Source organism: Streptomyces sp. CG4 (assembly GCF_041080655.1).
Classification (GTDB): domain Bacteria; phylum Actinomycetota; class Actinomycetes; order Streptomycetales; family Streptomycetaceae; genus Streptomyces.
Genome location: NZ_CP163525.1, coordinates 2,964,941 through 2,991,922, shown reverse-complemented (window position 1 = coordinate 2,991,922; position 26,982 = coordinate 2,964,941). Strand labels below are relative to the sequence as shown.

The 26,982-nt window shown below is 70.9% G+C and carries 21 protein-coding genes and 2 tRNA genes; 12 read left to right on the top strand and 11 right to left on the bottom strand.

Features of this window, described 5'->3' with window-relative positions:
- Nucleotides 1-3,033 (top strand): glycoside hydrolase family 3 N-terminal domain-containing protein, encoded by a 3,033-nt coding sequence (locus AB5L52_RS13465; protein ID WP_369364173.1) that lies wholly within the window; start codon nucleotides 1-3, stop codon nucleotides 3,031-3,033.
- Nucleotides 3,034-3,082: 49 nt separating this feature from the next.
- Nucleotides 3,083-4,438: a hypothetical protein gene (locus AB5L52_RS13460; RefSeq protein WP_369364171.1), complete on the top strand. Its 1,356-nt coding sequence runs from the start codon at nucleotides 3,083-3,085 to the stop codon at nucleotides 4,436-4,438.
- Between the two features lie 49 nt (nucleotides 4,439-4,487).
- Here the strand turns inward: AB5L52_RS13460 and AB5L52_RS13455 are convergent, their stop codons facing one another.
- Nucleotides 4,488-4,934 (bottom strand): MarR family winged helix-turn-helix transcriptional regulator, encoded by a 447-nt coding sequence (locus AB5L52_RS13455; RefSeq protein WP_369364169.1) that lies wholly within the window; start codon nucleotides 4,932-4,934, stop codon nucleotides 4,488-4,490.
- 71 nt (nucleotides 4,935-5,005) lie between these two features.
- Between AB5L52_RS13455 and AB5L52_RS13450 the strand changes: the two genes are divergently transcribed.
- Nucleotides 5,006-6,097: an FUSC family protein gene (locus AB5L52_RS13450; RefSeq protein WP_369364167.1), complete on the top strand. Its 1,092-nt coding sequence runs from the start codon at nucleotides 5,006-5,008 to the stop codon at nucleotides 6,095-6,097.
- Between the two features lie 12 nt (nucleotides 6,098-6,109).
- Here the strand turns inward: AB5L52_RS13450 and AB5L52_RS13445 are convergent, their stop codons facing one another.
- Complete coding sequence (locus tag AB5L52_RS13445; protein WP_351024317.1) at nucleotides 6,110-6,712, bottom strand: YceI family protein; 603 nt, start codon at nucleotides 6,710-6,712, stop codon at nucleotides 6,110-6,112.
- A 214-nt stretch (nucleotides 6,713-6,926) separates the two neighbouring features.
- On the opposite strand from AB5L52_RS13445, the gene AB5L52_RS13440 reads away from it, so the two are divergent.
- The 3 genes from AB5L52_RS13440 to AB5L52_RS13430 all read left to right on the top strand — a co-directional run bounded on the left by AB5L52_RS13440 (nucleotide 6,927) and on the right by AB5L52_RS13430 (nucleotide 11,241).
- Nucleotides 6,927-9,236, top strand: coding sequence for a polysaccharide lyase 8 family protein (locus AB5L52_RS13440; protein ID WP_369368866.1), 2,310 nt, complete (start codon nucleotides 6,927-6,929; stop codon nucleotides 9,234-9,236).
- 154 nt (nucleotides 9,237-9,390) lie between these two features.
- Nucleotides 9,391-10,986: an acyl-CoA carboxylase subunit beta gene (locus AB5L52_RS13435; RefSeq protein WP_351024319.1), complete on the top strand. Its 1,596-nt coding sequence runs from the start codon at nucleotides 9,391-9,393 to the stop codon at nucleotides 10,984-10,986.
- 57 nt (nucleotides 10,987-11,043) lie between these two features.
- Complete coding sequence (locus tag AB5L52_RS13430; protein WP_351024322.1) at nucleotides 11,044-11,241, top strand: acyl-CoA carboxylase subunit epsilon; 198 nt, start codon at nucleotides 11,044-11,046, stop codon at nucleotides 11,239-11,241.
- A gap of 180 nt (nucleotides 11,242-11,421) precedes the next feature.
- Here the strand turns inward: AB5L52_RS13430 and AB5L52_RS13425 are convergent, their stop codons facing one another.
- From AB5L52_RS13425 to AB5L52_RS13390, 8 genes are all read right to left on the bottom strand, one after another.
- Nucleotides 11,422-12,003, bottom strand: a complete 582-nt coding sequence (locus AB5L52_RS13425) for an ATP/GTP-binding protein (protein ID WP_270081481.1) — start codon at nucleotides 12,001-12,003, stop codon at nucleotides 11,422-11,424.
- Nucleotides 11,984-12,553 (bottom strand): DUF742 domain-containing protein, encoded by a 570-nt coding sequence (locus tag AB5L52_RS13420; RefSeq protein ID WP_369364164.1) that lies wholly within the window; start codon nucleotides 12,551-12,553, stop codon nucleotides 11,984-11,986. The genes AB5L52_RS13425 and AB5L52_RS13420 overlap by 20 nt, the downstream gene beginning before the upstream one ends.
- 94 nt (nucleotides 12,554-12,647) lie before the next feature.
- Nucleotides 12,648-13,061, bottom strand: coding sequence for a roadblock/LC7 domain-containing protein (locus tag AB5L52_RS13415; RefSeq protein WP_004983065.1), 414 nt, complete (start codon nucleotides 13,059-13,061; stop codon nucleotides 12,648-12,650).
- A gap of 10 nt (nucleotides 13,062-13,071) precedes the next feature.
- Nucleotides 13,072-16,302 (bottom strand): nitrate- and nitrite sensing domain-containing protein, encoded by a 3,231-nt coding sequence (locus tag AB5L52_RS13410; protein WP_369364162.1) that lies wholly within the window; start codon nucleotides 16,300-16,302, stop codon nucleotides 13,072-13,074.
- A gap of 389 nt (nucleotides 16,303-16,691) precedes the next feature.
- A complete protein-coding gene (locus AB5L52_RS13405; RefSeq protein WP_230919148.1) occupies nucleotides 16,692-17,267 on the bottom strand; it encodes an ATP/GTP-binding protein in 576 nt (191 codons plus the stop codon).
- Complete coding sequence (locus tag AB5L52_RS13400) at nucleotides 17,248-17,646, bottom strand: DUF742 domain-containing protein (protein ID WP_076091212.1); 399 nt, start codon at nucleotides 17,644-17,646, stop codon at nucleotides 17,248-17,250. The genes AB5L52_RS13405 and AB5L52_RS13400 overlap by 20 nt, the downstream gene beginning before the upstream one ends.
- Nucleotides 17,647-17,758: 112 nt before the next feature.
- A complete protein-coding gene (locus tag AB5L52_RS13395; RefSeq protein ID WP_023546525.1) occupies nucleotides 17,759-18,172 on the bottom strand; it encodes a roadblock/LC7 domain-containing protein in 414 nt (137 codons plus the stop codon).
- A gap of 9 nt (nucleotides 18,173-18,181) precedes the next feature.
- Nucleotides 18,182-22,069: a nitrate- and nitrite sensing domain-containing protein gene (locus AB5L52_RS13390; RefSeq protein ID WP_369364161.1), complete on the bottom strand. Its 3,888-nt coding sequence runs from the start codon at nucleotides 22,067-22,069 to the stop codon at nucleotides 18,182-18,184.
- A 591-nt stretch (nucleotides 22,070-22,660) separates the two neighbouring features.
- On the opposite strand from AB5L52_RS13390, the gene AB5L52_RS13385 reads away from it, so the two are divergent.
- The 3 genes from AB5L52_RS13385 (at nucleotide 22,661) to gltX (ending at nucleotide 25,565) form a co-directional block, all read left to right on the top strand.
- Nucleotides 22,661-22,855, top strand: a complete 195-nt coding sequence (locus AB5L52_RS13385; protein ID WP_351024335.1) for a hypothetical protein — start codon at nucleotides 22,661-22,663, stop codon at nucleotides 22,853-22,855.
- 453 nt (nucleotides 22,856-23,308) lie between these two features.
- Entirely contained in the window at nucleotides 23,309-24,097 is a 789-nt protein-coding gene (locus AB5L52_RS13380) for a fumarylacetoacetate hydrolase family protein (RefSeq protein WP_351024337.1), read from the top strand.
- Entirely contained in the window at nucleotides 24,081-25,565 is a 1,485-nt protein-coding gene (gltX, locus tag AB5L52_RS13375; protein ID WP_351024339.1) for a glutamate--tRNA ligase, read from the top strand. The genes AB5L52_RS13380 and gltX overlap by 17 nt, the downstream gene beginning before the upstream one ends.
- Before the next feature lie 59 nt (nucleotides 25,566-25,624).
- Here gltX and AB5L52_RS13370 read toward each other — a convergent pair whose 3' ends face one another.
- Nucleotides 25,625-25,909, bottom strand: coding sequence for a hypothetical protein (locus AB5L52_RS13370; RefSeq protein ID WP_351024341.1), 285 nt, complete (start codon nucleotides 25,907-25,909; stop codon nucleotides 25,625-25,627).
- 41 nt (nucleotides 25,910-25,950) lie between these two features.
- On the opposite strand from AB5L52_RS13370, the gene AB5L52_RS13365 reads away from it, so the two are divergent.
- The 3 genes from AB5L52_RS13365 (at nucleotide 25,951) to AB5L52_RS13355 (ending at nucleotide 26,938) form a co-directional block, all read left to right on the top strand.
- Nucleotides 25,951-26,682: an HAD family hydrolase gene (locus tag AB5L52_RS13365; RefSeq protein ID WP_369364158.1), complete on the top strand. Its 732-nt coding sequence runs from the start codon at nucleotides 25,951-25,953 to the stop codon at nucleotides 26,680-26,682.
- A gap of 90 nt (nucleotides 26,683-26,772) precedes the next feature.
- Nucleotides 26,773-26,844: transfer RNA gene (locus AB5L52_RS13360), tRNA-Gln, on the top strand.
- A gap of 21 nt (nucleotides 26,845-26,865) precedes the next feature.
- A tRNA-Glu gene (locus AB5L52_RS13355) sits at nucleotides 26,866-26,938 on the top strand.
- Nucleotides 26,939-26,982 lie beyond the last annotated feature (44 nt).

The following is a 26,982-nucleotide window of genomic DNA, read 5'->3' as shown; positions in this document are numbered from 1 at the left end:
ATGCCAAGAACCGCCCTGCTCGTCTCCGGGGCCTTGCTCGCCGCCCTGTTGCCCCTGTCCGCCGTCTCCGGCGCCGCCCGTGCCGCCGACGCCGCCGACGACCCAGCCCCGGTCCCCGTGGACCGCTTCGAGGGCGAGGTCCCCTTCGCCGCCCAGCCCGCCGACGGCATCTTCACCTGGGGCGGCGACGCCGACGATCCGCCCGCCCTGCACCTCGCCGACCGCGCCGACGCTCCCGAGGGCGCCAAGGTCCTCACCGGCAGCTACGACATCAGCGGCTACGGTGGCTTCACCCACGACTTCGCCGCCGGCGGGCCCGCCCACGACTGGTCCGCCCACCGGGGCATCCGCTTCTGGTGGGAGGGCCGGAACAACGGCCGGAAGATCGCCTTCGAGATCAAGGACGGCGGCGCGAACGGCGAGGCCTCCGAGCTGTGGACGACCTCCTTCACGGACGACTTCACCGGCTGGAAGCGGATCGAGATCCCCTTCACCGACTTCGCCTACCGCACCGACTACCAGCCGGTCGGCGGCATCGACCATGTCCTGGGCCTCACGCGGATGTGGGGATACGCGGTCACCCTCCCGGCCGGCACCAAGGGCGACTTCGCCATGGACGACGTCGAGTTGTACGGCAGGGCCGACCAGTCGCTGCGTGCCGCCGTCACCACCGACGCGCCCGTCCGTCCGGTCAGGGCGGGCGGCACCGTCCGGGTGAAGGTCACCCTGGCCACGACCGGCGACCGGCCCGTCGACGACCCGGTGACGGTCACGTACGCGACCGAGGGCGGCACCGCGACCGCCGGCCGGGACTACACCCCGGCCGAAGGCACCCTCACCTTCCCGGCCGGCACCGCCTCGGGCGCGACGCGGACGATCGAGGTGCCGACCCGCGAGAGCAAGGCCGCCGCGGCCGCGAAGACCATCCCGCTCAAGCTCGCGGTCACCGGAGCCAAGGCTCCCGCCGAGACCCCGCAGATCGTCATCGACGCCCACGGACTGCCGTATCTGAACGCCGAGTTGCCGGTACGGAAGCGCGTCGCGGATCTGCTGTCCCGCATGTCGCTTCAGGAGAAGGCCGGGCAGATGACCCAGGCCGAGCGGGGCGCCGTCGGAGGCGGCGGCGACATCGCGACGTACGCGCTCGGCTCCCTGCTGTCCGGCGGCGGCTCCACACCCACGCCCAACACCCCCGGGGCCTGGGCCCGGATGATCGACGGCTTCCAGCTCCGCACCCGGGCGAACCGCCTCCAGATCCCGCTGATCTACGGCGTCGACGCGGTCCACGGCCACAACAACCTGAGCGGCGCCACGATCATGCCGCACAACATCGGCATCGGCGCGAGCCGTGACCCCCGACTCGCCTACGCGACAGGGTCGGTGACGGCCGCCGAGGTCCGCGCCACCGGAATCCCGTGGGACTTCGCGCCCTGTCTGTGCGTGAGCCGCGACGAACGCTGGGGCCGCTCGTACGAGTCCTTCGGCGAGGACCCCGCCCTCGTGCAGTCCATGGAGACCATGATCCAGGGCCTCCAGGGCCGGGCCGACGGCCGGGACCTGAGCCGGAACGACAAGGTGCTGGCCACCGCCAAGCACTTCGCCGGCGACGGCGGCACCGCCTACGGCTCCTCCACCACCGGCACCTACACCATCGACCAGGGCGTCACCACGGTCACCCGGCAGCAGCTGGAGGACATCCACCTGGCGCCGTACAAGACCGCCGTCCGGCGGGGCATCGGCTCGGTCATGCCGTCGTACTCCTCCCTCGACATCGCCGGCGACGGCAAGGGCGCGGTGAAGATGCACGCGCGCGGCGACATGATCAACGGGGTGCTGAAGGGCCGCATGGGCTTCGGCGGCTTCGTCATCAGTGACTGGAACGCCATCGACCAGCTCCCCGGCGACTACCCGGCCCACGTCCGCACGGCGGTGAACGCGGGCGTCGACATGATGATGGTGCCCTACGGCTACAAGGACTTCGGCGCCACGCTCGTCGGCGAGGTGAAGGCGGGCCGGATCAGCGAGAAGCGGATCGACGACGCCGTATCCCGCATCCTCACCCAGAAGTTCAGGCTGGGCCTCTTCGAGCATCCCTACGCCGACACCAGCGGTGCCGCCGCCATCGGCTCTCCGGCCCACCGGGCGGTCGCCCGCCAGGCCGCCGCCGAGTCGCAGGTGCTGCTGAAGAACTCCGGCGGACTGCTCCCGCTGAAGAAGAGCCAGAAGGTGTACGTCGCCGGGTCCAACGCCGACGACCTCGGCAACCAGACCGGTGGCTGGACCCTCACCTGGCAGGGCGCCTCCGGCACCCACACCCGGGGCACGACCATCCTCCAGGGCATGCGCGAGGCCGGCGGGAACGTCACCTACTCCAAGGACGCCTCCGCCCCGACCGGCGGCTACGACGTCGGGGTGGTCGTCGTCGGCGAGACCCCGTACGCCGAGGGCGTCGGCGACGTCGGCAACGGCCACAGCCTGCGGCTGTCCGCCGCCGACCAGGCGGCCGTGGACAAGGTGTGCGCGGCCATGAAGTGCGCGGTGCTGATCGTCTCCGGCCGCCCGCAGCTCGTCGGCGACCGGCTCGGCAAGATCGACGCACTGGTGGCGTCCTGGCTGCCCGGCACCGAGGGCGAGGGCGTCGCCGACGTCCTCTACGGCGCGCGCCCCTTCACCGGACAGCTCCCCGTCACCTGGCCGAAGTCCGAGTCCCAGCTCCCGATCAACGTGGGCGACCCGTCGTACGATCCGCAGTTCCCCTATGGCTGGGGCCTGACCACGCTCACAGACGTGCCGCGCGGCGGCACGGCCACCCTGCGGGCGCTGGGCGCGGCGGCGACGGTGGCCGAGCGGAGGGGCGACGACCGGGCAGGGCGTGCGCTGGTGGCCGAGGCGCGGCTGCTCGTCCAGCAGCAGGCCGGCGAGCGGATGACCCAGGCGGTGGCGAAGCCCTTCGCCGACGCCGGCCATCTGCTGCTGACCGGCCGGTACGGAAAGGCGGTGGAGAAGCTGACGGAGGCGTACCGGGCCGCGTAGCCCCAGCCCGTATGTCGAATTATGGGAGGCTTCGGGTAGTTTCGGGGATATGAAGGCCCTGCGGATCCGAAGCCTCCCAGCCCTGCTGCTGGCCGTCCTCGCCCTGGTCCTGGCGACCCCGTTCACGCCCGGGGCGAGCGCGGACACGAGCATCTCCGCCCTCGCCCAGGCCCTCCGCAAGAGCCCGGTCTACGTGGACCCGGCCGCCTCGGCCCAGCTGTCGACGGCGGATGCCGACGCCCTCGCCAAACGCATCAAGGACGCGAACAAACCCCTGTTCATCGCGGTCCTCCCGGCCGGCTACCCGACCGCGAACCTCTTCTCCGGCCTGCGTGCGGCGACCGGCGTCACCGGCCTGTACGGCATCCGCCTCGGCGACCGCTTCGACGCCCGCGCCGACTCCTCCGTCATGTCGGCGACGGCCCGGCAGAACCTGGTCACGAGCGTCCGGGGCGAGCCGGCCAAGACCCAGCTCACCGACTTCACCGACCGCGCGCTGGCGCACATGGGCGGCCACGCCCCGAAGAGCTGGGGCGGCGCCGGCGGTTCCGGCGGCGGGACGCCCACCGCTGCCCTGATCGCGCTCGGCGCGCTGCTGGTGGCCGCCGGCGCGGGCGCGTACGCGCTGGTCAAGCGCAACCGCCGGCGCCACGAGGAGGAGCGGCGGGCCGCCCTGGACCGGCTGCGGGTGGTCGTGGACGAGGACATCACCGCCTTCGGCGAGGAACTGGACCGCCTCGACTTCCAGCCGGGGGAGCCCGGCGCCGACGACGCGATGCGCGCCGACTACGAGCACGCCCTCGACGCCTACGAGACCGCCAAGCAGCGCATGGCCGCCGCGGCCCGGCCGGAGGACGTCCGCACGGTCACCGAGGCGCTGGAGGACGGCCGCTTCTCGCTGGCCCGGCTGGCCGCCCGCCGCGAGGGCCGCCCGCTGCCCGAACGCCGCCCGCCCTGCTTCTTCGACCCGCGGCACGGCCCCTCGGTGAGCGACGCCACCTGGACCCCGCCCGGCGGCGCCCCGCGCCAGGTCCCCGTCTGCGCGGCCGACGCCACCCGGCTGGCCGACGGCCGCGATCCGGTGATCCGCGAGGTCGACACGGACCAGGGCCGCCGCCCCTACTGGGACGCGGGCCCCGCCTACGGCCCCTGGGCCGGCGGCTACTTCGGCGGCGGCATTCTGCCCGGCCTGCTCGTCGGCACCCTCCTCGGCAGCATGATGGCGACCCCGTCGTACGCGGCCGACTACGGCGCCGGTTACGGCGACTTCGGGGCCGACTACCAGGGCGGCGACGTGTCCGGCACGGACTTCGACCCCGGCGACTTCGGGGGCGGGTTCGGGGACGGCGGAGGGTTCGACGGGGGAGGAGGCGACGGCGGCGGCGACTTCGGCGGAGGCTTCTGACCGCCGGACCCGCTGTTCCGTCAGTAGTCGCGTTCGTCGGCGGTGTCCGTCAGGGGCGCTCGCCCTCGTCCGCCGTCTCCAGTGCCCCCAGCCGCTCCAGCAGCCCGGCCGCCAGCGCCAGCACCCCGCGCTCCGTCTGGCCGAGCGACCGGAGCGCCCCGGCGAGCCAGGCGTCCCGCTCGGCCATCTCCCGCTCCAGTGCCTGCCGCCCGGCCTCGGTGAGGGAGAGCACGGACTGCCGCCGGTCGTCCGTCCCCCGCTCCCGCGCGATCAGCCCCTCGGCCTCCAGCTCGGCGTAGACCCGGGTGAGCGACTGCGGCCGCTGCCGCTCCTCCGCGGCGATCTCACCGGGCGTCGCCGACCCGTGTCGATGCAGATGGCCGAGCACGGCGAGCTGGTTGGAACTGAGCCCGCCGTCCCCGTGTTCCTGCCGCAGCCGCCGGTTGAGCCGGACGACGGCGCGCCGGAGGGCGGCGGCTTCGTCGAGGTGATCCATAAAAGAGATCGTACGCATTCGCTTACGATACTTCATGGAGTTCTGGCAGTTTCCGGCTCTATACTTACCGAGTGCGCTCGAAACTGATACGCAATGCGTATGAATCTCTGCTGACGATGGCGGCGGTGCTGTTGTGCTGGGGAGCCGCCCTGTGGCTGGAGGGTGCGGCCGGACTGCACACCGATGTGCCCGTCCTCGCGGTGGCCCTGGCCCTCACCCTGTCCTCCAGCCAGCGCACCGCGTCCACCCGGCGCAGACTCGCGGCGCTCGTGCTGCTGCCCGTGGCGGCCGCCGGTGCCCAGTTCCTGGGCCGCCTGATCATGCACCACTACGCGGCGGGCGCCGCCGTCTTCACGCTCGGCATCTCCCTGGGCATCTGGATCCGCCGCTTCGGCCCGACGGCGACCCGGGCGGGCACGCTGATGACCCTGCCGTTCGTGGCCCTGCTGGTCGTCCCCGGCCCGGCGCTGCCGCCCGCGGCCGAGCGGGGGCTGATGAGCTGGTTCTGGGCGGCGGCGATCGGCGTCCTGGCCTGTGCCGGCGTCTGGCTGGTCCAGGGCCTCGGCGACCGGTACGGCCCCGGGCGTCCGGATCCCGTGCGGCCCGCGCCGCGCAGGGTCTCCCTGTCCCGCCCGCGGCCCAGCACCCGCATGGCCCTGCAGATGGCGGCCGCCGTGGCCGCGGCGTTCCTCTGCGGCCGGCTCCTCTTCGGCGACCACTGGCCCTGGGCGGTCCTCACGGCGTACGTCGTGGCCAGTGGCAACCGGGGGCGAACGGACGTGTCGCGCAAGGGAGTCGAACGCTTCCTCGGTGCGACCGTGGGCACGCTGCTGGCCACCGGTGTGGCGGCCGCGGGCATCACCGGGGCCGCGTCGGTGGCGGTGATGTTCGCGATCCTCACCGTCGCCCTGTGGCTGCGCCCGCTCAACTACGCCTACTGGGCGGCCGGCATCACCACGGCCCTGTCCCTGCTCCTCGGCTACTTCGGCCAGAACGCGACCGGCCTCCTCCCGACCCGGCTGGCCGCGATAGCCCTGGGCGCGGCCCTGTCCATCACGGCGGCGTGGTGCCTCCTGCCGGTCGACGCGCCTGCGCCCGCCCTCCCGTTCCGGGGGAGTGGAGGTCGGGCGCAGGCGGAGGGCGGACGGCTCGGAGCCGGCTGAACCCCCGGACGGTCAGGCGTTCTTGATGGCCGAGATGTCGAAGTTCAGCTTGATCTTGTCGGAGACCAGGACGCCGCCGGTCTCCAGCGCCGCGTTCCAGGTCAGCCCCCACTCGGAGCGCAGGATCTCGGCCCTGCCCTCGAAACCCACGCGCTCGTTGCCGAACGGGTCCGTCGCGGCGCCGTTGAACTCCAGGTCGATGCTGATCGGCTTGGTCACGCCGAGCAGGGAGAGGTCGCCGGTGATGCGGTACGCGTCGCCGCCCAGGGCTTCCGCCTTGGTGGAGCGGAAGGTCATGGCCGGAAACTCGTCGGTCTTGAAGAAGTCGGACGACTTCAGGTGACCGTCCCGGTCGCCGTTGCCCGTGTCGATGCTCTCCATCTTGACGTCCAGCGTGGCGGTGGACCGGCTCGGGTCGGCTCCGTCCAGGTGCAGCGTGCCGGTGAAGTCGTGGAAGCCGCCCTTGACGTTGGTGACCATCGCGTGCCGGGCGGTGAAACCGATCGTGGTGTGCGCCGGGTCGATCGTGTAGTCACCGGTCAGCGCGGTCAGATCGGCGCCGGCCGGCGCCGCGGTGGTCTCGGGGGTGCTGTCCTTGCGGCCGAAGATGCCCATGGTGTGCTCCAGGAAAGTGTCTGTTGAACGTTAAACGAATCCGTGGTGTCGACGGTAGACCGATTCGGTTCAGTTTTCAACAGAATCCACAGCGTGTCCTCGCCGCCGCACGGAGTGACGCCGTATGCCCTTTGCCGCGACCGCGCCCTCTGCTACAACTGCGGCGGCTGCCGTACCGGAGGGAGCGAAGAGAGTGGTGACCGGTCCTCTGCGGATGTCCCGGCGAGCGTTGCTGCTGGCCGCCGCCCTCGCCCCGGCCCTGGCCTCCGTCCCGGCCCGGGCCGACGCCGACCCCTACGACACCCTGCGCCGCCGCTGGCTCGGCATCGCCCTCGGCACGGGCTACGACCCCGCCGCCGAGCCGTACGCCTCCCGGCTCGCCCAACTCGGCACCCGCGCACGCGACTTCACGGCCACCATGACCCCGGCCGCCGGCTCCCTCTGGCCCGGGCACCCCTTCGACCCGCCGTCCGGCATCACCTTCAGCTACGACCGCCTGTGGACCATGACCCAGGCCTGCGTCCAGCCCGCCACCGGCGCCACCGGTGACCCCGCCCTCCTCGCCGCCGTACTGCGCGGCCTCGACCATCTCTCCGCCACCGTCTACAACCCCTCGACCAGCCGCTACGGCAACTGGTGGGAGTGGCAGATCGGCAGCCCGCGCCTGCTCCTGGACATCACCGCCGCCCTGTACGAGCGGCTCGGTGCGGACCGTGTCGCCGCCGCGTGCGCGGCCGTGGACCACTTCATCCCGGACGCCCTGCTCACCGACTACTCCGGCACCTCCACCGGCGCCAACCGCGTCGACCTGTGCCGCTCCGTCGCGCTGCGCGGCGTCCTCGGCCGGGACGCCGGCCGTGTCTCGCTCGCCCGGGACGCGCTCTCGCCGGTCTTCCCGTACGTCACCGGGGGTGACGGGCTCTACGCCGACGGCTCCTTCGTCCAGCACACCTGGGTCGCCTACTCGGGGACGTACGGCCAGGTCCTGCTCGACGGCCTCGGGCGGCTGTTCGCCCTGCTCGCCGGATCGCCGTGGGAGGTCACCGACCCTGCCCGGGGGCACATCCTCGACGCCGTCGAGCACGCCTACGCGCCCCTGATCCATGACGGCCTGGTGGCGGACTGCGTCAACGGCCGGGCCATCAGCCGGGGTTGCCTGCGCGGCGACGACCCGCACCTCATGCGCAGCGACCACTTCCACGGGCAGGCGCTCATCGCCGCGATCACGCTGCTCGCGGGCGGGGCGGGGGAGGAGCGGCGGGAGCGGTGGCACGGACTCGTGAAGGGGTGGATCCAACGGGACACCGTGACACCGATACTGACGGCAGGTCAGTTCGGTGTGGCCGAGCTCGCACGACTCCGGGCCATCGCCGACTCGCCCGTACCGCCCGCCCCGGAACCCCTCGGCCACCGGCTCTTCCCGGCCATGGACCGCGCCGTCCACCGCGGGCCCCGTTTCACCGCCGCCCTCTCCATGGCCAGCGACCGCATCGCCCACTACGAGTGCGGCAACGGCGAGAACCCGCGCGGCTGGCACATGGGTTCCGGAATGCTCTACTGGTGGCCGAAAGGGCGTAGTGGCCGGTCCGACCAGTACACGGACTGGTTCTGGCCGACCGTCGACTGGTACCGGCTGCCCGGCACCACCGTCTCCACCAAGCGGCTCGCCGACCGCGCCGGCGGCGAGTGGGGCGCACCCAAGCCGGACGTGCGCTGGGTGGGCGGGGTCACCGACGGCCGGTACGCGGCCGTCGGACAGCACCTGAAGGGCCTCGGCTCCACCCTGCGGGCCCGCAAGTCCTGGTTCTTCCTCGACGACGCCGTGATCTGCCTCGGCGCCGGGATCACCTGCGCCGACGGCGTACCGGTCGAGACGGTCGTGGACAACCGTGCTCTGGGCGAGAGCGGCACCCTGGCCTTCGTGCGCGGCCCGAACTGGGCGCACCTGGCCGAGCACGGTGGCTGGATCCTGCCGTGCGGAGGCGAACTGCACACCCTGCGCGAGGACCGCACCGGCGCCTGGTCCGACATCAACAGCGGGGGGACGGCCGAGCGGCGCACCCGGCGCTGGCAGACCCTGTGGCTCGACCACGGCACCGACCCGGCCGACGCCGGCTACGCCTACGTCCTGCTGCCCGGCGCCTCTTGCGCACAGACCGCGGCCCGAGCCGCGCTCCACTCCTGGCTGTCCGTCCTCGCCAACGACACCGGGAGCCAGGCGGTGGCCGTGCCCCGGCGGGGACTGATGGCGGCGAACTTCTGGCGGGCCGGTACGGTGGGGGATCTGGCCGTCTCGGCGGGCGCGAGCGTGCTCGTCGTGCACCGGGGCCGTACGGCCACCCTCCGGGTGAGCGAGCCGCCCCGAACGGGTGAGCCGCTGGAGATCGTCTGGGACCGTCCGGTGCGGGCGGTGATCCGGGCCGGCGAAGGCGTGGCGGTCCTGTCCGCGGGTCCCCGTCTGAGGCTCCGTGTCACTCCGGGGATGGCATGTGCCAGCCACGAATGTGAGGTGGCTCTCAGGTGACACCTTTGTGGCCCCCCTACAACGCCAATGCCCTGTGAGCAGTCGGAAAGGCTGCACACGGCCAGGGTTCTGTTCACTGGCACCAGGAAAACGGGCCGGAGACTGTACGGAGTCGACGGCTCGCTTTCCTTGGTGTCCTTCGTAAGGTCGCTACATGACCGTTTTGGAAGAAACGACGGGTGAGCCGACCGGCGAGCCGACGGACGCGCGCGGACGGGTCGCCGAGCTGCACGACATTCGTGCGCGGGCCGTGGCAGGCCCCAGCGAGAAGGCGACCGAGGCGCAGCACGCCAAGGGCAAGCTGACGGCGCGGGAGCGGATCGAGCTGCTCCTGGACCCGGGGTCCTTCCAGGAGGTCGAGCAGCTGCGCCGGCACCGCGCCGTCGGCTTCGGCCTGGAGGCCAAGAAGCCGTACACCGACGGTGTCATCACCGGCTGGGGCACGGTCGAGGGCCGGACGGTCTTCGTGTACGCCCATGACTTCCGGATCTTCGGCGGGGCGCTGGGCGAGGCCCACGCCACCAAGATCCACAAGATCATGGACATGGCCATCGCGGCCGGCGCGCCCCTGGTCTCCCTGAACGACGGCGCGGGCGCCCGTATCCAGGAGGGCGTCTCGGCGCTCGCCGGTTACGGCGGCATCTTCCAGCGCAACACCAAGGCGTCCGGTGTCATCCCGCAGATCAGCGTGATGCTCGGCCCGTGCGCCGGCGGCGCCGCGTACTCGCCCGCCCTCACGGACTTCGTCTTCATGGTCCGCGAGACCTCCCAGATGTTCATCACCGGCCCGGACGTGGTCAAGGCGGTGACCGGCGAGGAGATCACCCAGAACGGGCTCGGCGGCGCGGACGTGCACGCCGAGACCTCCGGCGTCTGCCACTTCGCGTACGACGACGAGGAGACCTGCATCGCCGAGGTGCGCTACCTCCTCTCGCTGCTCCCGCAGAACAACCGCGAGAACCCCCCGCGGGTGGAGTGCTCCGACCCGGCCGACCGCCGCGGCGAGGTGCTGCTGGACCTGGTCCCGGCGGACGGCAACCGCCCGTACGACATGGTCAAGGTCATCGAGGAGATCGTCGACGACGGCGACTACCTGGAGGTCCATGAGCGCTGGGCGCGGAACATCATCTGCGCGCTGGCCCGCCTCGACGGCCAGGTGGTCGGCATCATCGCCAACCAGCCGCAGGTGCTGGCGGGTGTCCTGGACATCGAGGCCTCGGAAAAAGCTGCGCGCTTTGTCCAGATGTGTGACGCTTTCAATGTCCCGATCGTCACCTTCCTGGACGTACCGGGATTCCTCCCCGGTGTCGACCAGGAGCACGGCGGAATCATCCGCCACGGCGCGAAGCTGCTGTACGCCTACTGCAACGCGACCGTGCCGAGGATCTCGCTCATCCTGCGCAAGGCGTACGGAGGTGCGTACATCGTGATGGACTCCCAGTCGATCGGCGCCGACCTCACCTACGCCTGGCCGACGAACGAGATCGCCGTGATGGGCGCGGAAGGTGCCGCGAACGTCATCTTCCGGCGCCAGATCGCCGGCGCCGAGGACCCCGAGGCCATGCGGGCGCGGATGGTCAAGGAGTACAAGTCCGAGCTGATGCACCCGTACTACGCGGCCGAGCGCGGTCTGGTGGACGACGTCATCGACCCCGCCGAGACCCGCGAGGTCCTGGTGAAGTCCCTGGCGATGCTCCAGTCCAAGCACGCCGACCTGCCCTCCCGCAAGCACGGCAACCCGCCGCAGTAACCGAGCGGACCCTCCGCGGCAACCCTGCGGACCTCTCTCTCACGGAGACTGACACCCATGAGCACTCCTGACATCCGCGTCGAGAAGGGCCACGCCGAGCCCGAGGAAGTCGCCGCCATCACGGCCGTCCTCCTGGCCCGCGCGGCCGCCCGCACCGAGCCCTCGACCCAGACCCACCGCGGCCGCCCCAAAGCCGGCTGGCGCCGGCTGGAGCGCGAGGGCGGCTTCCGGGCGCCGCACAGCTGGCACGGCTAGGCTGCGCCGCTCAGCAGGACATAGAAGGACACAGAAGAAGGGCCCCTCTGGGGCCCTTCTTCGTGCGCCCCGAAGGGGCGCGGGGCTGCGTCCGGTATGCGGCTCCGCCGCGTGGGCGCGACAAGCCGAAGGCTGCCCGCAGGCGGCGTACATCCGCAAGGGGCAGCCCAGTGGCCGAGTTCAGCGAAGCCGTGCCATCAGGGCGTGCTCCACGAGAGTGATCAGCGTCGACTTGGCGTCCGCGCGGTGGCGGGCGTCGGTCGTGATGATCGGGGTGTCCGGCCCGATCTGCAGCGCCTCGCGCACCTCTTCGGGGTTGTACGGCTGGTTGCCGTCGAAGCCGTTGAGGGCGATGACGAAGGGGAGGCCGCTGTTCTCGAAGTAGTCGACGGCCGGGAAGCAGTCGGCGAGGCGCCGGGTGTCCACGAGCACCACCGCGCCGATCGCGCCGCGTACCAGGTCGTCCCACATGAACCAGAAGCGGTCCTGGCCGGGGGTGCCGAACAGGTACAGGATCAGGTCCTGGTCCAGAGTGATGCGGCCGAAGTCCATGGCGACCGTGGTGGTCGTCTTGTCCCCGGTGTGGGTGAGGTCGTCGATGCCCGCGCTGGCGGACGTCATGACGGCCTCGGTGCGCAGCGGGTTGATCTCCGAGACGGCACCCACGAACGTGGTCTTGCCCACGCCGAAGCCGCCCGCCACCACGATCTTCGCGGAGGTGGTGGAGCGGGAAGGACCGCCGCTAGAGCTTGCGAAGTCCACTGAGCACCCTTTCGAGCAGTGTCACGTCTGGCTGGCCACCGGCGTTCTCGTCGCCGCCGGGCTGATGGATGGCGACCAGGCCCGCCTCCGCCAAGTCGGCGACGAGAATCCTGGCCACGCCGAGGGGGATCGTCAGCAGGGCCGAGATCTCGGCCACGGACTTGATCTCCCGGCACAGGTTGCAGATCCGCTGATGCTCGGGCAGCTGGCCCTGCATCTGGTGCGGAGCGGCGGTGGTGTGCACCAGTGCCTCGATGGCGAGCTGGTAGCGCGGGCGGGTCCGGCCGCCGGTCATGGCGTACGGACGCACCAAGGGATTGTTCGATGCGGTCGCGGGCGCCGGCTCGGGGCGGCGCTGCGGTTGCACCGGCTGGATCCGCGGGGCCGGCGGCTGCTCGTACGGCGAGGGACCGGGGCCCTGCGGTGCGTACGGGTGCCGGTGGCTCGGGGCGGAGGGGAAGTTGTACCGGTTCGCGGAACCGTCGCCCTGGCCCTGACCAGGGCCGTACGACCAGTTGCCCGAATGCGAACCACCTGGGGGTGTTGCCACTTTCTCCTCCTCCGACTGTGCCGGGCACCCATCGCTGTGGCGCCGCGTCCCGAAACCTTACGGCCCCGGGACACGAAAACGCACCGTCCGATTACTAGTTGAGAAGGCTGCCCTGGAGCTCCGCACGGAGATCCGGGGTCAGGACCGTGCCCGCGCGGTCCACCAGAAGGGCCATCTCGTACCCGATGAGGCCGATGTCCGCTTCCGGGTGGGCCAGGACCGCGAGTGAGGAACCGTCGGAGATGGACATGATGAAGAGGAATCCCCGCTCCATCTCCACAACCGTCTGATTCACGCTGCCTCCCTCGAAGATCCGGGAGGCGCCTGCCGTCAGAGACGTCAGACCGGAGGCGACGGCCGCGAGCTGGTCGGCGCGGTCGCGGGGGAAGCCTTCGGACATCGCCAGAAGGAGTCCGTCGGCGGAGACCACCACCGTGTGGGACACCCCCGGGGTGTTGTCCACGAAGTTGGTGATCAACCAGTTCAGGTTCTGTGCCGCCTGGCTCATCGGGCTCACACTAACGCTCCTGGTTGTAGGTGCTGTCAGGACCGAAGCCCTGGCCGTTCGTTTCACTGCCTGCGCTGCGTCCGCGCTGGACGCCCCGACGCAGGTTGCTCAGCCTGCCCCGGACGTCCTCCGGGGCGCGGGAGACCTGGGGGCCTCCCTGAGGGGTGCTTTCGGCGGCGCCTTCGACCAGGTTGGCCTTGGGCACCCGCCGCGGCAGACCGGAGGCGGTGACCCCGCCCGCCTTCGGCTTCCGGAGCTGCGACGCCTGCTGCCACCGCGCGTCGTTCGCCGAGCGCCAGCCGCTGTCGCCGTTCGGCTCCGGAGCGGACTGCGGCGCCTCCTGCTGCCCGCGCGCCGCGCCACCCGCGGCGGACGAGCCGTTGGAACCGCTCGCGACGGACCCGCGGCGGGGCAGCCCGGCGTCGGTCAGCGCGTGGGAGGCGGGAGAGGCCGGTCCCGGACGGTCGAAGCCTACGCGGTTCCGCTCACTCGCGTCAGCGGCCTGTGAAGACTCCGTTTCCGGAGCGTACTGGGCCGGATAGCCGTTCTGGTAGGCGTCCTGCTGCGGCCAGTCGTCCTGGTAGGAGTGCGTCTGGGCCGGCTCCGTGTACGCCGGGTCGGGGTAACCGCCGCCGCCCGGGGCCGGGAAGCCGTCGTTCTGCGGATGGCCGCCGTTCGGCGTGAAGAACTGGTCCTCGTACGGCTTCTCGTACGAAGTCCGCTGTGGCTCCTCGTACGCGGCGGCCTGCGGCTCCTCGTACGCGGGCTGCGGCTCCTCGTACGCCTGCTCCTGGAAGGCCTGCCGCGGCTGCTCCTGGTACGCAGGCCGCCCGTCGAACAGCGGGTCGGCGTACGCGGGGCCCTCGGCGGCATCCCGCTGCGGCAGATCGGGCTGCTGGCCGTGCGTCTGGGCCTCCAGGGCCGCCCGGCGCTCCTCGCGCATCAGGGAGCGGCCGACGGGGTCCAGATCGCGGAGGTCGTCGGGGACCTCGGTGTAGCGGCTGTCGTCGAAGCCCAGCTCGGCGGCGGTGCGCAGGGGCTGCGCCTGGTTGAAGTTCTCACCCTGGAACTGCTGCTCCGGGATGATCTGCGAGACGGTGAACTCCTCGCGGTCCAGCGGCATTTCGCCGCCACCGCCGTGCGTGATCGCGTCCGGCAGCATGACCAGCGAGGTGGTACCGGCCTGCTCGCCCGAGGGGCGCAGCTGGACGCGGATGCCGTGCCGGTCGGACAGCCGGCCGACCACGAACAGGCCCATGCGCTGGGAGATCGCGGCGTCCACGGTCGGCGGGTTGGCCAGCTTGTGGTTGATGTCCGCGAAGTCCTCGGCGGTCAGGCCGATGCCCTTGTCGTGGATCTCGATCATCACGCGGCCGTCGGGGAGACGGGTCGCGGTGACGCGGACCTTCGTCTGCGGGGAGGAGAACGTCGTCGCGTTCTCCAGCAGCTCGGCCAGCAGGTGCACGAGGTCGGTGACCGCGCGGCCGTGGATCTCGGCCTCCGGGACGCCGGACAGCTCGATGCGCTCGTACTGCTCCACCTCGGAGGAGGCGGCGCGCAGCACGTCGACCAGCGGGACCGGCTGGTCCCAGCGGCGGCCCGGCTCCTCGCCGGCGAGGACCAGGAGGTTCTCGCCGTTGCGGCGCATACGGGTCGCGAGGTGGTCCAGCTTGAAGAGGTTCTCCAGCTGGTCCGGGTCGGCCTCGTTGTTCTCCAGGTCGGTGATCAGGGTCAGCTGGCCCTCGATCAGCGACTGGTTGCGGCGCGACAGGTTGGTGAAGATCGCGTTGATGTTGCCCCGCAGCAGTGCCTGCTCGGAGGCGAGCCGCACCGCCTCGCGGTGGACCTGGTCGAAGGCGCGGGCGACCTCGCCGATCTCGTCCTTGGTGTGGATCGGGATCGGGGCGACCCGGGTGTCGACCCGGCCGGGGTCGGTACGGGAGAGCTGGTCGACCAGCATCGGCAGCCGCTGCTCGGCTATGCCGAAGGCCGCGTTGCGCAGCTGGCGCATCGAGCGGCTCATCTGGCGGGCCACGGCACCGGCCAGGATGAAGGCGAGCAGCAGGGCGACCACGACGACGGCACCGGTGATGAACGCGGAATTCTTGGCGTCGTCGGCGATCGACGAGGCCTCGTTCACGGCCTTGTCGGCCATGTCCGACTCGATCTGGCGGTAGGCCTTGTACTTCAGCGTGTTGACCGCGAACCAGTTGTCGGCGGTGATGCCCTTGGCGCCCAGCTCCTGCCGGGTGAGGAGGCTGGTGTCCTTCATGGTGGCGAGGGCCGCGACCATCTTGGACGGGTCGGCGGGCGGCGGGACGTAGGTCGGGTCCTTCTGCTTCTGCGCCGCGGCCATCGCGGCGCCCTGCGACTCGATCTGCGTCTGCTCCTCGGCCAGCCGCTGCGCGTCGGCCTCGGTGCCACCGCCCTTGTACTCCTCGACGGCGATGCGCTCCAGATAGGCGTACGAGGACAGCGACACCCGCTGCGTCGCCAGGTTCCCGGCGTCCGGACCGGGCTTGACCAGCAGATGCGTGCCGATGGACCGCTCCAGCGACAGCGCCGCCTTGGTCAGCGAGATCGCGTAGACGGTACGGCCGTAGGAGGTGATGTTGCCGGTGCCCAGACCGAGCTCGTTGGCGAACTCCATCAGGGGGTGTGCGACGCCGACGTATCCCTCTTCGGTCGTCACGCCGGTCATCTTGGAGGTGTACGCGGCCTGGCGGAGCTGGGCCAGCTGGGGCTCGGCCTGGCGGAACAGCTTCAGCCGGCGCACCAGGCCCGACTTCTGCGGCATGTTCTGCGCGGCCTGGTCGAAGCCGTCGGCGGCCGCGTCCGTGGCCTTGCGGGCCTGGGCGACGGTCGCCTTGCTCGTGCTGTCGGACTTGTTCAGCAGCAGGGGAGCGGCGGTGACGTCACGCTCGTTCTCGAGGGCGTCGGCGTAGGTGAGGGCGGCACGTACCAGGCGGGCGGTGTTCTCGGCGTCGCGTGCCTGCTGCCAGGTGTCGATCGAGTTCTTCACCTGGAAGCCGCCCATGACGAGGCCGACCGCCACGGGTATCAGCAGGATCGCGTTCAGTCTGGTCGGCACGCGCCAGTTGCGGGGCGAGAAGCGGCCGCCGCTCGATGCGGGCGTGGCCGCCGGCTCCCCGCCGGAGACAGGGGTGGGCGCCGCAGCGCGCGGCGGCGGGGTGAAGTTGCCCCGTGCCGACGGCTCGGGACCGTTCTTGCTTCGCCTCACTCGACCAACAACCTCTCGGCGGTCGGCACCTACGTCGTGCCGCAGTCTCTCAGAGCCCGGTTCGTCATCGACCCTTGAGTACGTCTTTGACTATTGGGCAGTTCAGGCATTCCAGCACGTGGACCAGCGCTCTTCCAAACAGCGGAAACCTCTGAGCGAGGCCCTTGAGCGCCCCAGATAAAACGGTCATAAAGAGCGAGCCCCGCCAAAAGGCGGGGCGATTGTGAGCACAGCGGCACGGGGCGACCGCATCGCGTGGTGATGCCCGGCGATTCCTCTGCCGAACTGTTATGAACACCGGCGCCGACCGTGTCAAAGGCCACAGTCGGCTCCGGAGCGTTTACGACAACTGCCGTACGACACGTCGTACTTGATCGCTTACGGGTGTGCTACTTGAGGCGGGCCATCAGGGCGTGCTCCACCAGCGTGATCAGTGCGCTCTTGGCGTCGGCCCGGTGCCGGGCGTCGGTCGTGATGATCGGGGTGTCCGGCCCGATCTGCAGCGCTTCCCGCACCTCGTCGGGGGCGTAGGGCTGCTGGCCGTCGAAGCCGTTGAGGGCGATGACGAAGGGGAGGCCGCTGTTCTCGAAGTAGTCGACGGCCGGGAAGCAGTCGGCGAGACGCCGGGTGTCGACCAGGACCACGGCGCCGATGGCGCCGCGTACCAGGTCGTCCCACATGAACCAGAAGCGGTCCTGGCCGGGGGTGCCGAACAGGTACAGGATCAGGTCCTGGTCCAGGGTGATGCGGCCGAAGTCCATGGCGACGGTGGTGGTCGTCTTGTCCCCGGTGTGGGTGAGGTCGTCGATGCCCGCGCTGGCGGACGTCATGACGGCCTCGGTGCGCAGCGGGTTGATCTCCGAGACGGCGCCGACGAACGTGGTCTTGCCCACGCCGAAGCCGCCCGCCACCACGATCTTCGCGGAGGTGGTGGCCCGGCCCGCGTCAGAGCTTGCGAAGTCCACTGAGCACCCTTTCGAGCAGCGTCACATCGGGAGCGCCGCCGTTGTTCTCGTCGCCACCCGGCTGGTGGATGGCGACCAGGCCGGCCTCGGCGAGGTCGGCGACCAGGATCCGGGCCACTCCGAGCGGCATGGCCAGCAGCGCGGAGACCTCCGCGACCGACTTGACCTCGCGGCACAGATGGCAGATGCGCTGGTGCTCCGGGAGTAGGCCCATGAGCGCTGCCGGGTCGGCCGTGGTGCTGATCAGCGCCTCGATCGCGAGCTGGTAGCGCGGCCGGGTCCGGCCGCCGGTCATCGCGTACGGACGGACCAGCGGCTGGTCGCCCTCGTCCCCGTACGGGTCCGCGTACGGATCGTGATGGGCGGTGGGCGGGGTCATGAATCCTCCGGGCGGGACAGCAAGTCGGTCGGTCAAGCCGTCTGTCGAGGGCCGGTGGGGGGATTGTGGCGGCCGGACGGTGGTTTGGTGAGGTGGGTGGTGCCGGGGGCGTTCAGTGCAGCAGACTGCCTTGGAGTTCGGCGCGCAGGTCCGGGGTGAGTACCGCCCCCGCGCGGTCGACGAGCAGCGCCATCTCGTAGCCGACGAGACCGATGTCGCACTCGGGGTGGGCAAGGACGGCGAGGGACGATCCGTCCGAGACGGACATCAGGAAGAGAAACCCGCGCTCCATCTCGACGACCGTCTGCGCCACGGTGCCGCCCTCGAAGATCCGGGAGGCCCCGGCCGTGAGCGAGGTCAGCCCGGACGCGACGGCCGCCAGCTGGTCGGCGCGATCCCGCGGGAAGCCTTCGGACATCGCCAGCAGAAGGCCGTCGGCGGAGACCACCACGGTGTGGGACACCCCGGGGGTGTTGTCCACGAAGTTGGTGATCAACCAGTTCAGGTTCTGTGCCGCCTGGCTCATCGGACTCAACTAACGCTCCTGCTGGTGAGTGGGGCTCGGGTAGCTGCCGGTCTGGCCGCTGCCGGCCTGCCGGCCCTGAGCGATACCCCGACGGAGATTGGTCAGCCGTCCGCGTACGTCATCGGGCGCACGCGAGACCTGCGGACCGGCTTGGTGCTGTTGCTGCTGCGCCGTGCCCGGGACGAGGTTCGCCCGGGGCACCCGGCGCGGCAGGCCGGAGGTGGTGACACCGCCCGCGGCGGGCTGCCGCACGCGCTCGGCCTGGCGGACCAGCTCGTCGTTGGGCGAGGTGCGCCAGGAGCCCGTGGCCGGGCCGTTGCCGTTCGCGTTGGTGTTGCCACCGCTCTGGTTGCCGCCGAGGCCGTTCTGGTTGCCGCCGAGGCCGTTCTGGTTGCCGCCGGGGCCGCGCTGCGGGGCCGCCGGGGCGGGTGCCTGCGGCTGCTGAGGCTGCGCCGGTGCGGGCGCGCCCTCCTGCGAACCGCCGTGGAACCAGTTGGTCTCCAGCGTGTCGTACAGCGGGGTACGGCCGTCGACCGGGCCGGTGGCCGGCGGCAGGGCCTCCGGCTCACGCTGCACCGGACGCTGCTGCGGGGCTTGCGGGCGCTGCTGCGGAGCCTGCGGACGCGGGGCGCCGAAGCCGTCCCCGCCGGCCGGCTGCGGGCGCTCGAACTGGCCGGTGCGGGCCGGGTCCTGGCGTCCGGGCAGGGCGTGCTGCCCGGTGGAGCTGCCGTCGTAGCCGCCGTCGAAGCCCTGCGGCGCCGCGAACTGACCAGTGTTCTGGCCGGTGTTGGGGCCCGGGTTCTGCGGGAGGTCGTCCGGCCGCGGGGCCGGCGTGCCGAAGACGTCGGAGCGGACGAACTGACCGGAGTCCTGCGGGTCGCCGCCGGAAGCGTCGAACCGGGGGCGCTCGAACTGGCCCGTCTGCTGCGGGTTGTCCTGGTGGGAGAACTGGCCCGTGGTCGTGGGACCGCCCAGGCCGTTCGCCTCGGGGCGCGGGAACTGGCCGGTGGCGGACGGACCCTGGTCGTCGATCCTGGGTATCTCCGCCGTCGAGCCCGGACCCTGCCGGTCGTCGACGCGCGGCATGCGCGCGGTGTGCGCCGGGTCCTGCTCGTCGTGGCCGCGCGGGGTGTCCAGCGAGGCACGCGACAGCGGGGCCTGGGTGTCGCCCCAGTCCGGGGTGCGCGGCTGGTCGGCGCCGGGCAGCTCGGCCCGCGGGCCTTCGCGCGGCGGCAGCTGGGGCCGGCGGCCCTGGCCGGAGCCGGCGCCGGGCCGCTGCGGGCCACGGCCGCCGAAGGCGTCCTGCTGCGGGCCGCCCGGGTTCGCGGCCTGCAGGTCCTGCGGGGCGCCGGGTGCCTGACCGCCGAAACCGCCCGCACCGGGACCCGCGGGCACCGGCCGGCCCGGCTGCGGACCGCCCAGGCCACCGAGCGCACCGGGACCGCCCTGGGGACCACGCGCACTGCCCGGCGCACCGGGACGGCCGCCCTGGCCCGCACCGGGCAGCGCGGCGCGGGGACCCTGGCCGGCGCCGACCTGGCCGCGCGGAGCGGGACCGGCACCGAGCAGACCGCCACCGGCCGGCGCGCCGCCGAGGGCACCGCCGTTGCCGCCACCGGTCTGCCTGCGGGCCGCGGCCGCACCGGCGGCGGCCTGCGCGGCGGCGGGGCCACCGGTGCCACCGGGCGCGCCCGGCTTGCCCGGACCGGGCTTCTTGCCGCCCTGGGCCACGTCCACGGGCAGCATGACCAGCGCGGTCGTACCACCGGAGTCGGACGGGCGCAGCTGGATGCGGATGCCGTGCCGCTGGGAGAGCCGACCGACCACGAAGAGGCCCATGCGGCGGGAGACGGAGACGTCCACGGTGGGCGGCGAGGCGAGCCGCTCGTTGATCGCCGCGAGGTCCTCGGGGGAGAGGCCGATACCGGTGTCGTGGATCTCGATCAGCACGCGGCCGTCGGGCAGCGCGTGACCGGTGACCTTGACCTTGGTCTGCGGCGAGGAGAACGAGGTCGCGTTCTCCAGCAGCTCGGCGAGCAGGTGCACGAGGTCGTTGACCACGCGGCCGGCGACCTCGGTGGTGGGCACGGAGGCCAGCTCGATGCGCTCGTACTGCTCCACCTCGGACGCGGCGGCACGGAGCACGTCGACCAGCGGGACCGGGCGGGTCCAGCGTCGGCCCGGCTCCTCACCGGCGAGGACGAGGAGGTTTTCGCCGTTACGGCGCATACGCGTGGCGAGGTGGTCGAGCTTGAACAGCGAGGACAGCTGGTCCGGGTCGGCCTCGCGGGACTCCAGTTCGGAGATGAGCGACAGCTGGCGCTGGATGAGGCCCTGGGAGCGGCGCGAGAGGTTGGTGAACATCGCGTTGACGTTGCCCCGCAGCAGGGCCTGCTCGGCGGCGAGCCGGACCGCCTCGCGGTGCACGTCGTCGAAGGCCGCGGCCACCTGGCCGATCTCGTCCCGGGAGTGCACACCGACCGACTCCACGGAGGTGTCGACATCCTGCGGGTCGGACTCCGACAGCTGCTTGACCAGCTCGGGCAGGCGGTCCTGGGCGACCTTGGTCGCGGTCTCCTGCAGCCGGCGCAGCGAGCGGATCATGGACCGGGCCACGACGAACGCGCCGACCAGCGACACGCCGAGCACGAGCAGGATCAGCGCACCGGAGATGATGGCGTCACGCTGGGTGGCGCTCTTCAGCTCGCGGGCCTTCTGCTCCATGTCCTCGAGCAGTGTGTGCTCGATCTTCTTCATCTGCTCGATCTTGGTCGAGCTGTCGTCCACCCAGTCCTTGTACGAGCGGGCGTTCAGGGTCTGGATGCCGTCGCGGGAGTCGAAGACGCGCTTGGCGTAGGTGTCCGCGGACTCGATCGTCGGGTTGCCCTCGTCGATCGGCTTGAGGAGTTCCTCGGCGTTGTTGCTGGCGTAGATCTTCCGGAAGATCGCGATTTCCGAGTTCTCGCTCTGGTACGCCGACTGGCCGTACAGGCGGTCGTTCTCGGAGAGGTCGCCCTTGGTGGTGTTGGTCGAGGGAAGGGCGGCGGCGATCGTGGCGCGCTGTACGGAGGCGTACTCCTTGGCGGTGGAGAAGGCCGCCAGGGCGCGGGTGCGGGAGATCATCTCCGGGTTGCTGGACGCCTCGGCCATGTCCTGGGACAGGCTGATCAGCTGGGTGATCAGCCGGTGGTAGGACTCGATCGTCTGGGTCGAGTTGCCGTTCGCCTTGTACGCCGTCTTGCGGATCTTGGCCAGGTCGTCCAGCTGGTTGGCGAGACCGACCAGCGCGTCGCGGACGCCCTGGAGGTTGCCGTCCTTGCTGGCCGAGTCGATCTGCTCGGAGGAGTTGAGGAAGTTCTCGCGGGCCCGGTCGGTCTTGTCCTCGTAGCCCTTGACCGTGTAGTCGTTCGCGCTCAGGCCGTGCGCCAGGGGACCGGCTGACTGGTCGCGCTCCTCCTGGAGCGCGGCGGCCAGCTCGGTGGCCTGCTTGGTCATGTCCGTCAGCAGCTTCATGTTGTCGAGCTGCTGGATGTCCGTGATGTTCTGGTCGATGCGCAGCGCGCCCAGCGAGGTCGCCGCGACCACGGGCAGCGCGAGCAGCGACACCAGGCGCGTGGAGATGCGCCAGTTGCGCAGGGCCATCCGCGAACCGGGGCCGGAGGGGCCCTTCGGGGGCTTCACGGTCGGCGCGGGGGCGGCGCCGGTGGTGCCCGACCCGGTGGAGGCGGTCGGGGACGACACGCCGGGGCGTCCGCTGCGCGGACCGCCGTCACCGGACGCGGCCGGGCCCGGGTTCTGGGCGTGCTGGGGCGAGGGGCTGCCCTTCATGGGGCCAGTCCCGTTGTGCGACTCCGGCTCCGCCGAAGCGCTGCCATCCCTCTTGAAACGTCCCTGCACTAGCGTCGCAACCTCTGGACCAGGCACCCCTCCGCGTGAACGGAGGGACACGGTGTCGGCGTTGTGGAGAGCGCCCTGAATGCGCGCTCCGGTGGTCTTGAAGTGACCGGCGCTGGTTTCCCCTCATCTCGCCGCCACTCGTCGGCGCTGGTCGCGCCCCTTGTGCGCCGGCTCGATACCCGCGGCGGTCCGTGGAATTCCAGCACAGTGCCGGACCTCCAACAAGGGCCGTGGTCCGAGCTGTGACCTCCGTGACGGGCTGTGAGTGTCATGTCACCTGCCGTGGAAGCCGTTCCTGAACATATCGGGCGTTTCTCTGCGAGTTACCGCTCGGCGTCAGGTGTCTGAGTCGCCATGATCAGGAGCGGAATGATGGGTTCAGGGGGTCAATGTCCGTTTCGTTGGGGCACGTTGCGAGTCAGATTTGACCGAATTGTCTGCGAGGTCGTGAGCAAACTCACATGAAGATCGAGGGCAGTTGGCACCGTCGGCAGGGAATCGGATGTTTAGCCTGACGCTTTACAACAGGGATGGCTCTGTAAACGGAGCTGCTCTGTAAACCCACCCGACCAGAGGGCACAGGACGCAACGGTGAAGACGACGACGATGTTCCACAAGATCGCCAACCCGCGACGCACGACTCTGGCGCATCTCAAGGACGCCGACGAGCTGCAGACGCCCGAGCTGCCGGAGCACTCCGTCGATCTCCCCCTGCAGACCGCCAACCCCCGGCGCACCGTCCTGGTGGACGTCCCGGTGGGTGCGGCGGCCCCGGCCGGAGAGTAGCCGATCACGCTCCCGCGCCCGGCGGCCGGCCCGGCTGCCGCGACTCACCTTTTCCGCTGAATTCCCGGGACCGCGTTTTCGTACGCCGCCTTTCCCGGCCCCCGGCTGCGAATTCCGGCGCGGCTCAGCGGCTGAGCGGCTCAGGGGCGAACCGAAAGTCGGGGGAGGGCGGACGGAAGGCGTCCGAGAGCGGGGGAAGCGAGGGAGAGCGGGCGGAACGCATGAGGGCGCCGACGGGTTCCCGCCCGCCGGTCGCCGCGCCGCAGGGCCGGGGACCGGCCTCGCGGGCGCCCACGGACGGCCTCGGCCGCCGTCCCCCGTGCGGCCGAACGCATCGCCGCCGGAAATACCCCCGCACCCCTTGCGTGAATTCCCATGCCGAACGCCGGACGGTCCGACCGGTTAACCTGGGGCGTCAGTACGCCGGTTCTCAGTAAGGGGCGCAAGGATCCCGTGCGCATCGCCAGGTTCTCCATCGACGGGAACGTAGCCTTCGGCGTGGTCGAGGGCGACAAGCAGGACGAACTCGTCCTCGACATCGTCAAGGGCATTCCCTACGGCGCCGACTTCGAGGTCAGCGGTGTCAAGGTCCCCTTGAGCAAGGTCAAGCTCCTGCCCCCGGTCATCGGTCACAAGATCGTGGCCTTCGGGCGCAACTACGCGGACCACGCGAAGGAGCTGGGCAACGAGGTCCCCGAGGCGCCGTTCGCCTTCTTCAAGCCGGCCACCTCGATGATCGCCTCCGGCGCCGAGATCCAGTACCCGCCGTTCTCCGAAGAGGTCCACTACGAGGCCGAACTGGCCGTCGTCATCGGCCGCATGTGCCGTGAGGTCCCGCGCGAGCGCGTCAAGGACGTGATCTTCGGCTACACCTGCGCCAACGACGTCACCGCCCGCGATGTGCAGAAGCGCGAGAAGCAGTGGGCCCGGGCCAAGGGCTTCGACACCTCCTGCCCGCTCGGCCCCTGGGTGGAGACGGACCTGGACCTGGAGCGCGCGAACGACCTGACCATCCAGTGCACGGTCAACGGCCAGCAGCGGCAACTGAGCCGCACCAGCGAGATGATCCACCCCATCGAGGACCTGGTCGTCAACATCTCCGAGGCCATGACCCTGCTCCCCGGCGACGTCATCCTCACCGGCACCCCCGCGGGGGTCGGCCCCCTGAACGTCGGCGACGAGGTCGCCGTCACCATCGAAGGCATCGGCACTCTCACCAACAAGGTTGTCAAGCGTGGCTAGCGCACCCGTCCGCGTACGTTTCTGTCCGTCGCCCACCGGTAACCCCCACGTGGGTCTGGTCCGCACCGCCCTGTTCAACTGGGCGTTCGCCCGGCACCACCAGGGCACCCTGGTCTTCCGCATCGAGGACACCGACGCGGCCCGCGACTCCGAGGAGTCGTACAACCAGCTGCTCGACGCGATGCGCTGGCTCGGCTTCGACTGGGACGAGGGCCCCGAGGTCGGCGGCCCGCACGCGCCGTACCGGCAGTCGCAGCGCATGGACCTCTACAAGGACGTCGCGCAGAAGCTGCTGGACGCCGGCCACGCCTACCACTGCTACTGCTCCCAGGAGGAGCTGGACTCCCGCCGTGAGGCCGCCCGCGCTGCCGGCAAGCCCTCCGGCTACGACGGCCACTGCCGTGACCTGGGCGCCGAGCAGGTCGCGGAGTACCAGGCCCAGGGCCGCACCCCGATCGTCCGCTTCCGGATGCCGGACGAGACGATCACCTTCACCGACCTGGTCCGCGGCGAGCTGACCTTCACGCCCGAGAACGTGCCGGACTACGGCATCGTCCGCGCGAACGGCGCCCCGCTGTACACGCTGGTCAACCCGGTCGACGACGCCCTGATGGAGATCACCCACGTCCTGCGCGGCGAGGACCTGCTCTCCTCCACCCCGCGCCAGATCGCCCTGTACAAGGCGCTGACCGAGCTGGGCATCGCCCAGCAGACCCCGGCCTTCGGCCACCTGCCGTACGTCATGGGCGAGGGCAACAAGAAGCTCTCCAAGCGTGACCCGCAGTCCTCGCTGAACCTCTACCGCGAGCAGGGCTTCCTGCCCGAGGGTCTGCTCAACTACCTGTCCCTGCTGGGCTGGTCGCTCTCCGCCGACCAGGACATCTTCACGATCGACGAGATGGTCGCCGCCTTCGACATCTCCGACGTGAACCCCAACCCGGCGCGCTTCGACCTGAAGAAGTGCGAGGCGATCAACGGCGACCACATCCGCATGCTGGATGTGAAGGAGTTCACCGAGCGCTGCCGCCCGTGGCTGAAGGCCCCGTTCGCCCCCTGGGCACCGGAGGACTTCGACGAGGCGAAGTGGGAGGCGATCGCCCCGCACGCCCAGACCCGCCTCAAGGTCCTCTCCGAGATCACCGACAACGTCGACTTCCTGTTCCTCGCCGAGCCGGTCTTCGACGAGGCCTCGTGGACGAAGGCGATGAAGGAAGGCAGCGACGCCCTGCTCCGCACGGCCCGCGAGAAGCTGGAGTCTGCGGACTGGACGTCTCCCGAGTCCCTCAAGGAGGCCGTCCTGGCCGCCGGCGAGGCCCACGGCCTCAAGCTCGGCAAGGCCCAGGCCCCGGTCCGCGTCGCCGTCACCGGCCGCACCGTCGGCCTGCCGCTCTTCGAGTCCCTGGAAGTCCTGGGCAAGGAGCAGACGCTGGCGCGGATCGACGCGGCGCTGACCAAGCTGAGCGCATAGTCAGCTTCATGCGTCAGGGGCGGTACCCGGATCTCCGGGTACCGCCCCTGTTGCGTTGCTCACTGAGCGTCCGCTTCGTCGATCAGGTAGGCGCTCTCGTCGAAGATCTCCAGGACGACGATGACCATGATCGCGCCGACAACCATGTACTCCAGCATCAGGCCTGGAGCCACGTACGCCTTGCGGAGATGCTCGTCCGGGCCGAGTGGAGCAGTCGAGGTCTTGCGGAACGGATCGCGGGCCAGTATCCGCAGGGCCTTGTCCAGCTGAGCCTGGCGTGAGCCGGGCAGGGTGTCGTACGTCGCACGAGCCTCGACGGTGAACTGGACGCGGTACTCGCTCATGGACGCCATTTTGCCGACCCTCGGGCAGTACCGTCGGCGGTATGACGATCAGAGCCGTGGTCTGGGACGTGGACGACACGCTGTTCGACTACACCACCGCGGACCGTGAGGGTATGCGGGCGCATCTGGTGGCGGAAGGGCTGTTTGCGGGACACGGGAACGCCGAGGAGACGCTTGCGCGGTGGCGGGAGATCACCGACCGGCACTGGGCACGTTTCTCGGCCGGGGAGGTCTCCTTCGAGGGGCAGCGGCGCGACCGCGTCCGCGTCTTCGTCGGCCAGGAGCTGAGCGATGACGAGGCGGACGCCTGGTTCCGGCGTTACGTCGCTCACTACGAGGCCGCCTGGAGCCTCTTCCCGGACGTCCTGCCCACCCTGGAGGTCCTCGCCGCCAGTCACCGGCATGCGGTGCTGTCGAACTCCAGCCTCACGGTCCAGGAGCACAAGCTGCGCACCCTCGGCCTCCTCGACCGCTTCGAGGCCGTCCTGTGCGCCGCCGAGCTGGGCGTCTCCAAGCCGGAGGCCGGCGCCTTCCTGGCGGCGTGCGAGACGCTGAACCTGCCGCCGCACGAGGTGGCGTACGTCGGTGACCACCCGGAGATCGACGGGCGGGGTGCCGCCGAGGCGGGCCTGATGTCCGTGTGGATCGATCGCGGGACGTCGGCCGCGCGGGCCGCGGAGGAGGCCGTCGTACACCGGATCTCGACCCTCGCCGAACTCCCCGCGCTCGTCCGCGCGGATACCCGTTTTGGAGCCCCGTCCACCTTCGGGTAATGTTCTTCCTGCGCCGAGGGGAGCGGGCCGGAAGGCCGGAGCCCCGAGGAGCACGCTAGAACGAGAACCCCGCAGGGGCTTGAGTTCCAGTGGCCTATGGTGTAATTGGCAGCACGACTGATTCTGGTTCAGTTAGTCTTGGTTCGAGTCCAGGTAGGCCAGCTCGCAGAGCTCATCTGCAAAGCCCCCGTTGTGTAGCGGCCTAGCACGCTGCCCTCTCAAGGCAGTAGCGCCGGTTCGAATCCGGTCGGGGGTACAGATCCTTCCCGCGAGGACGGCTCGGGTAGCTCCCACCGTCGT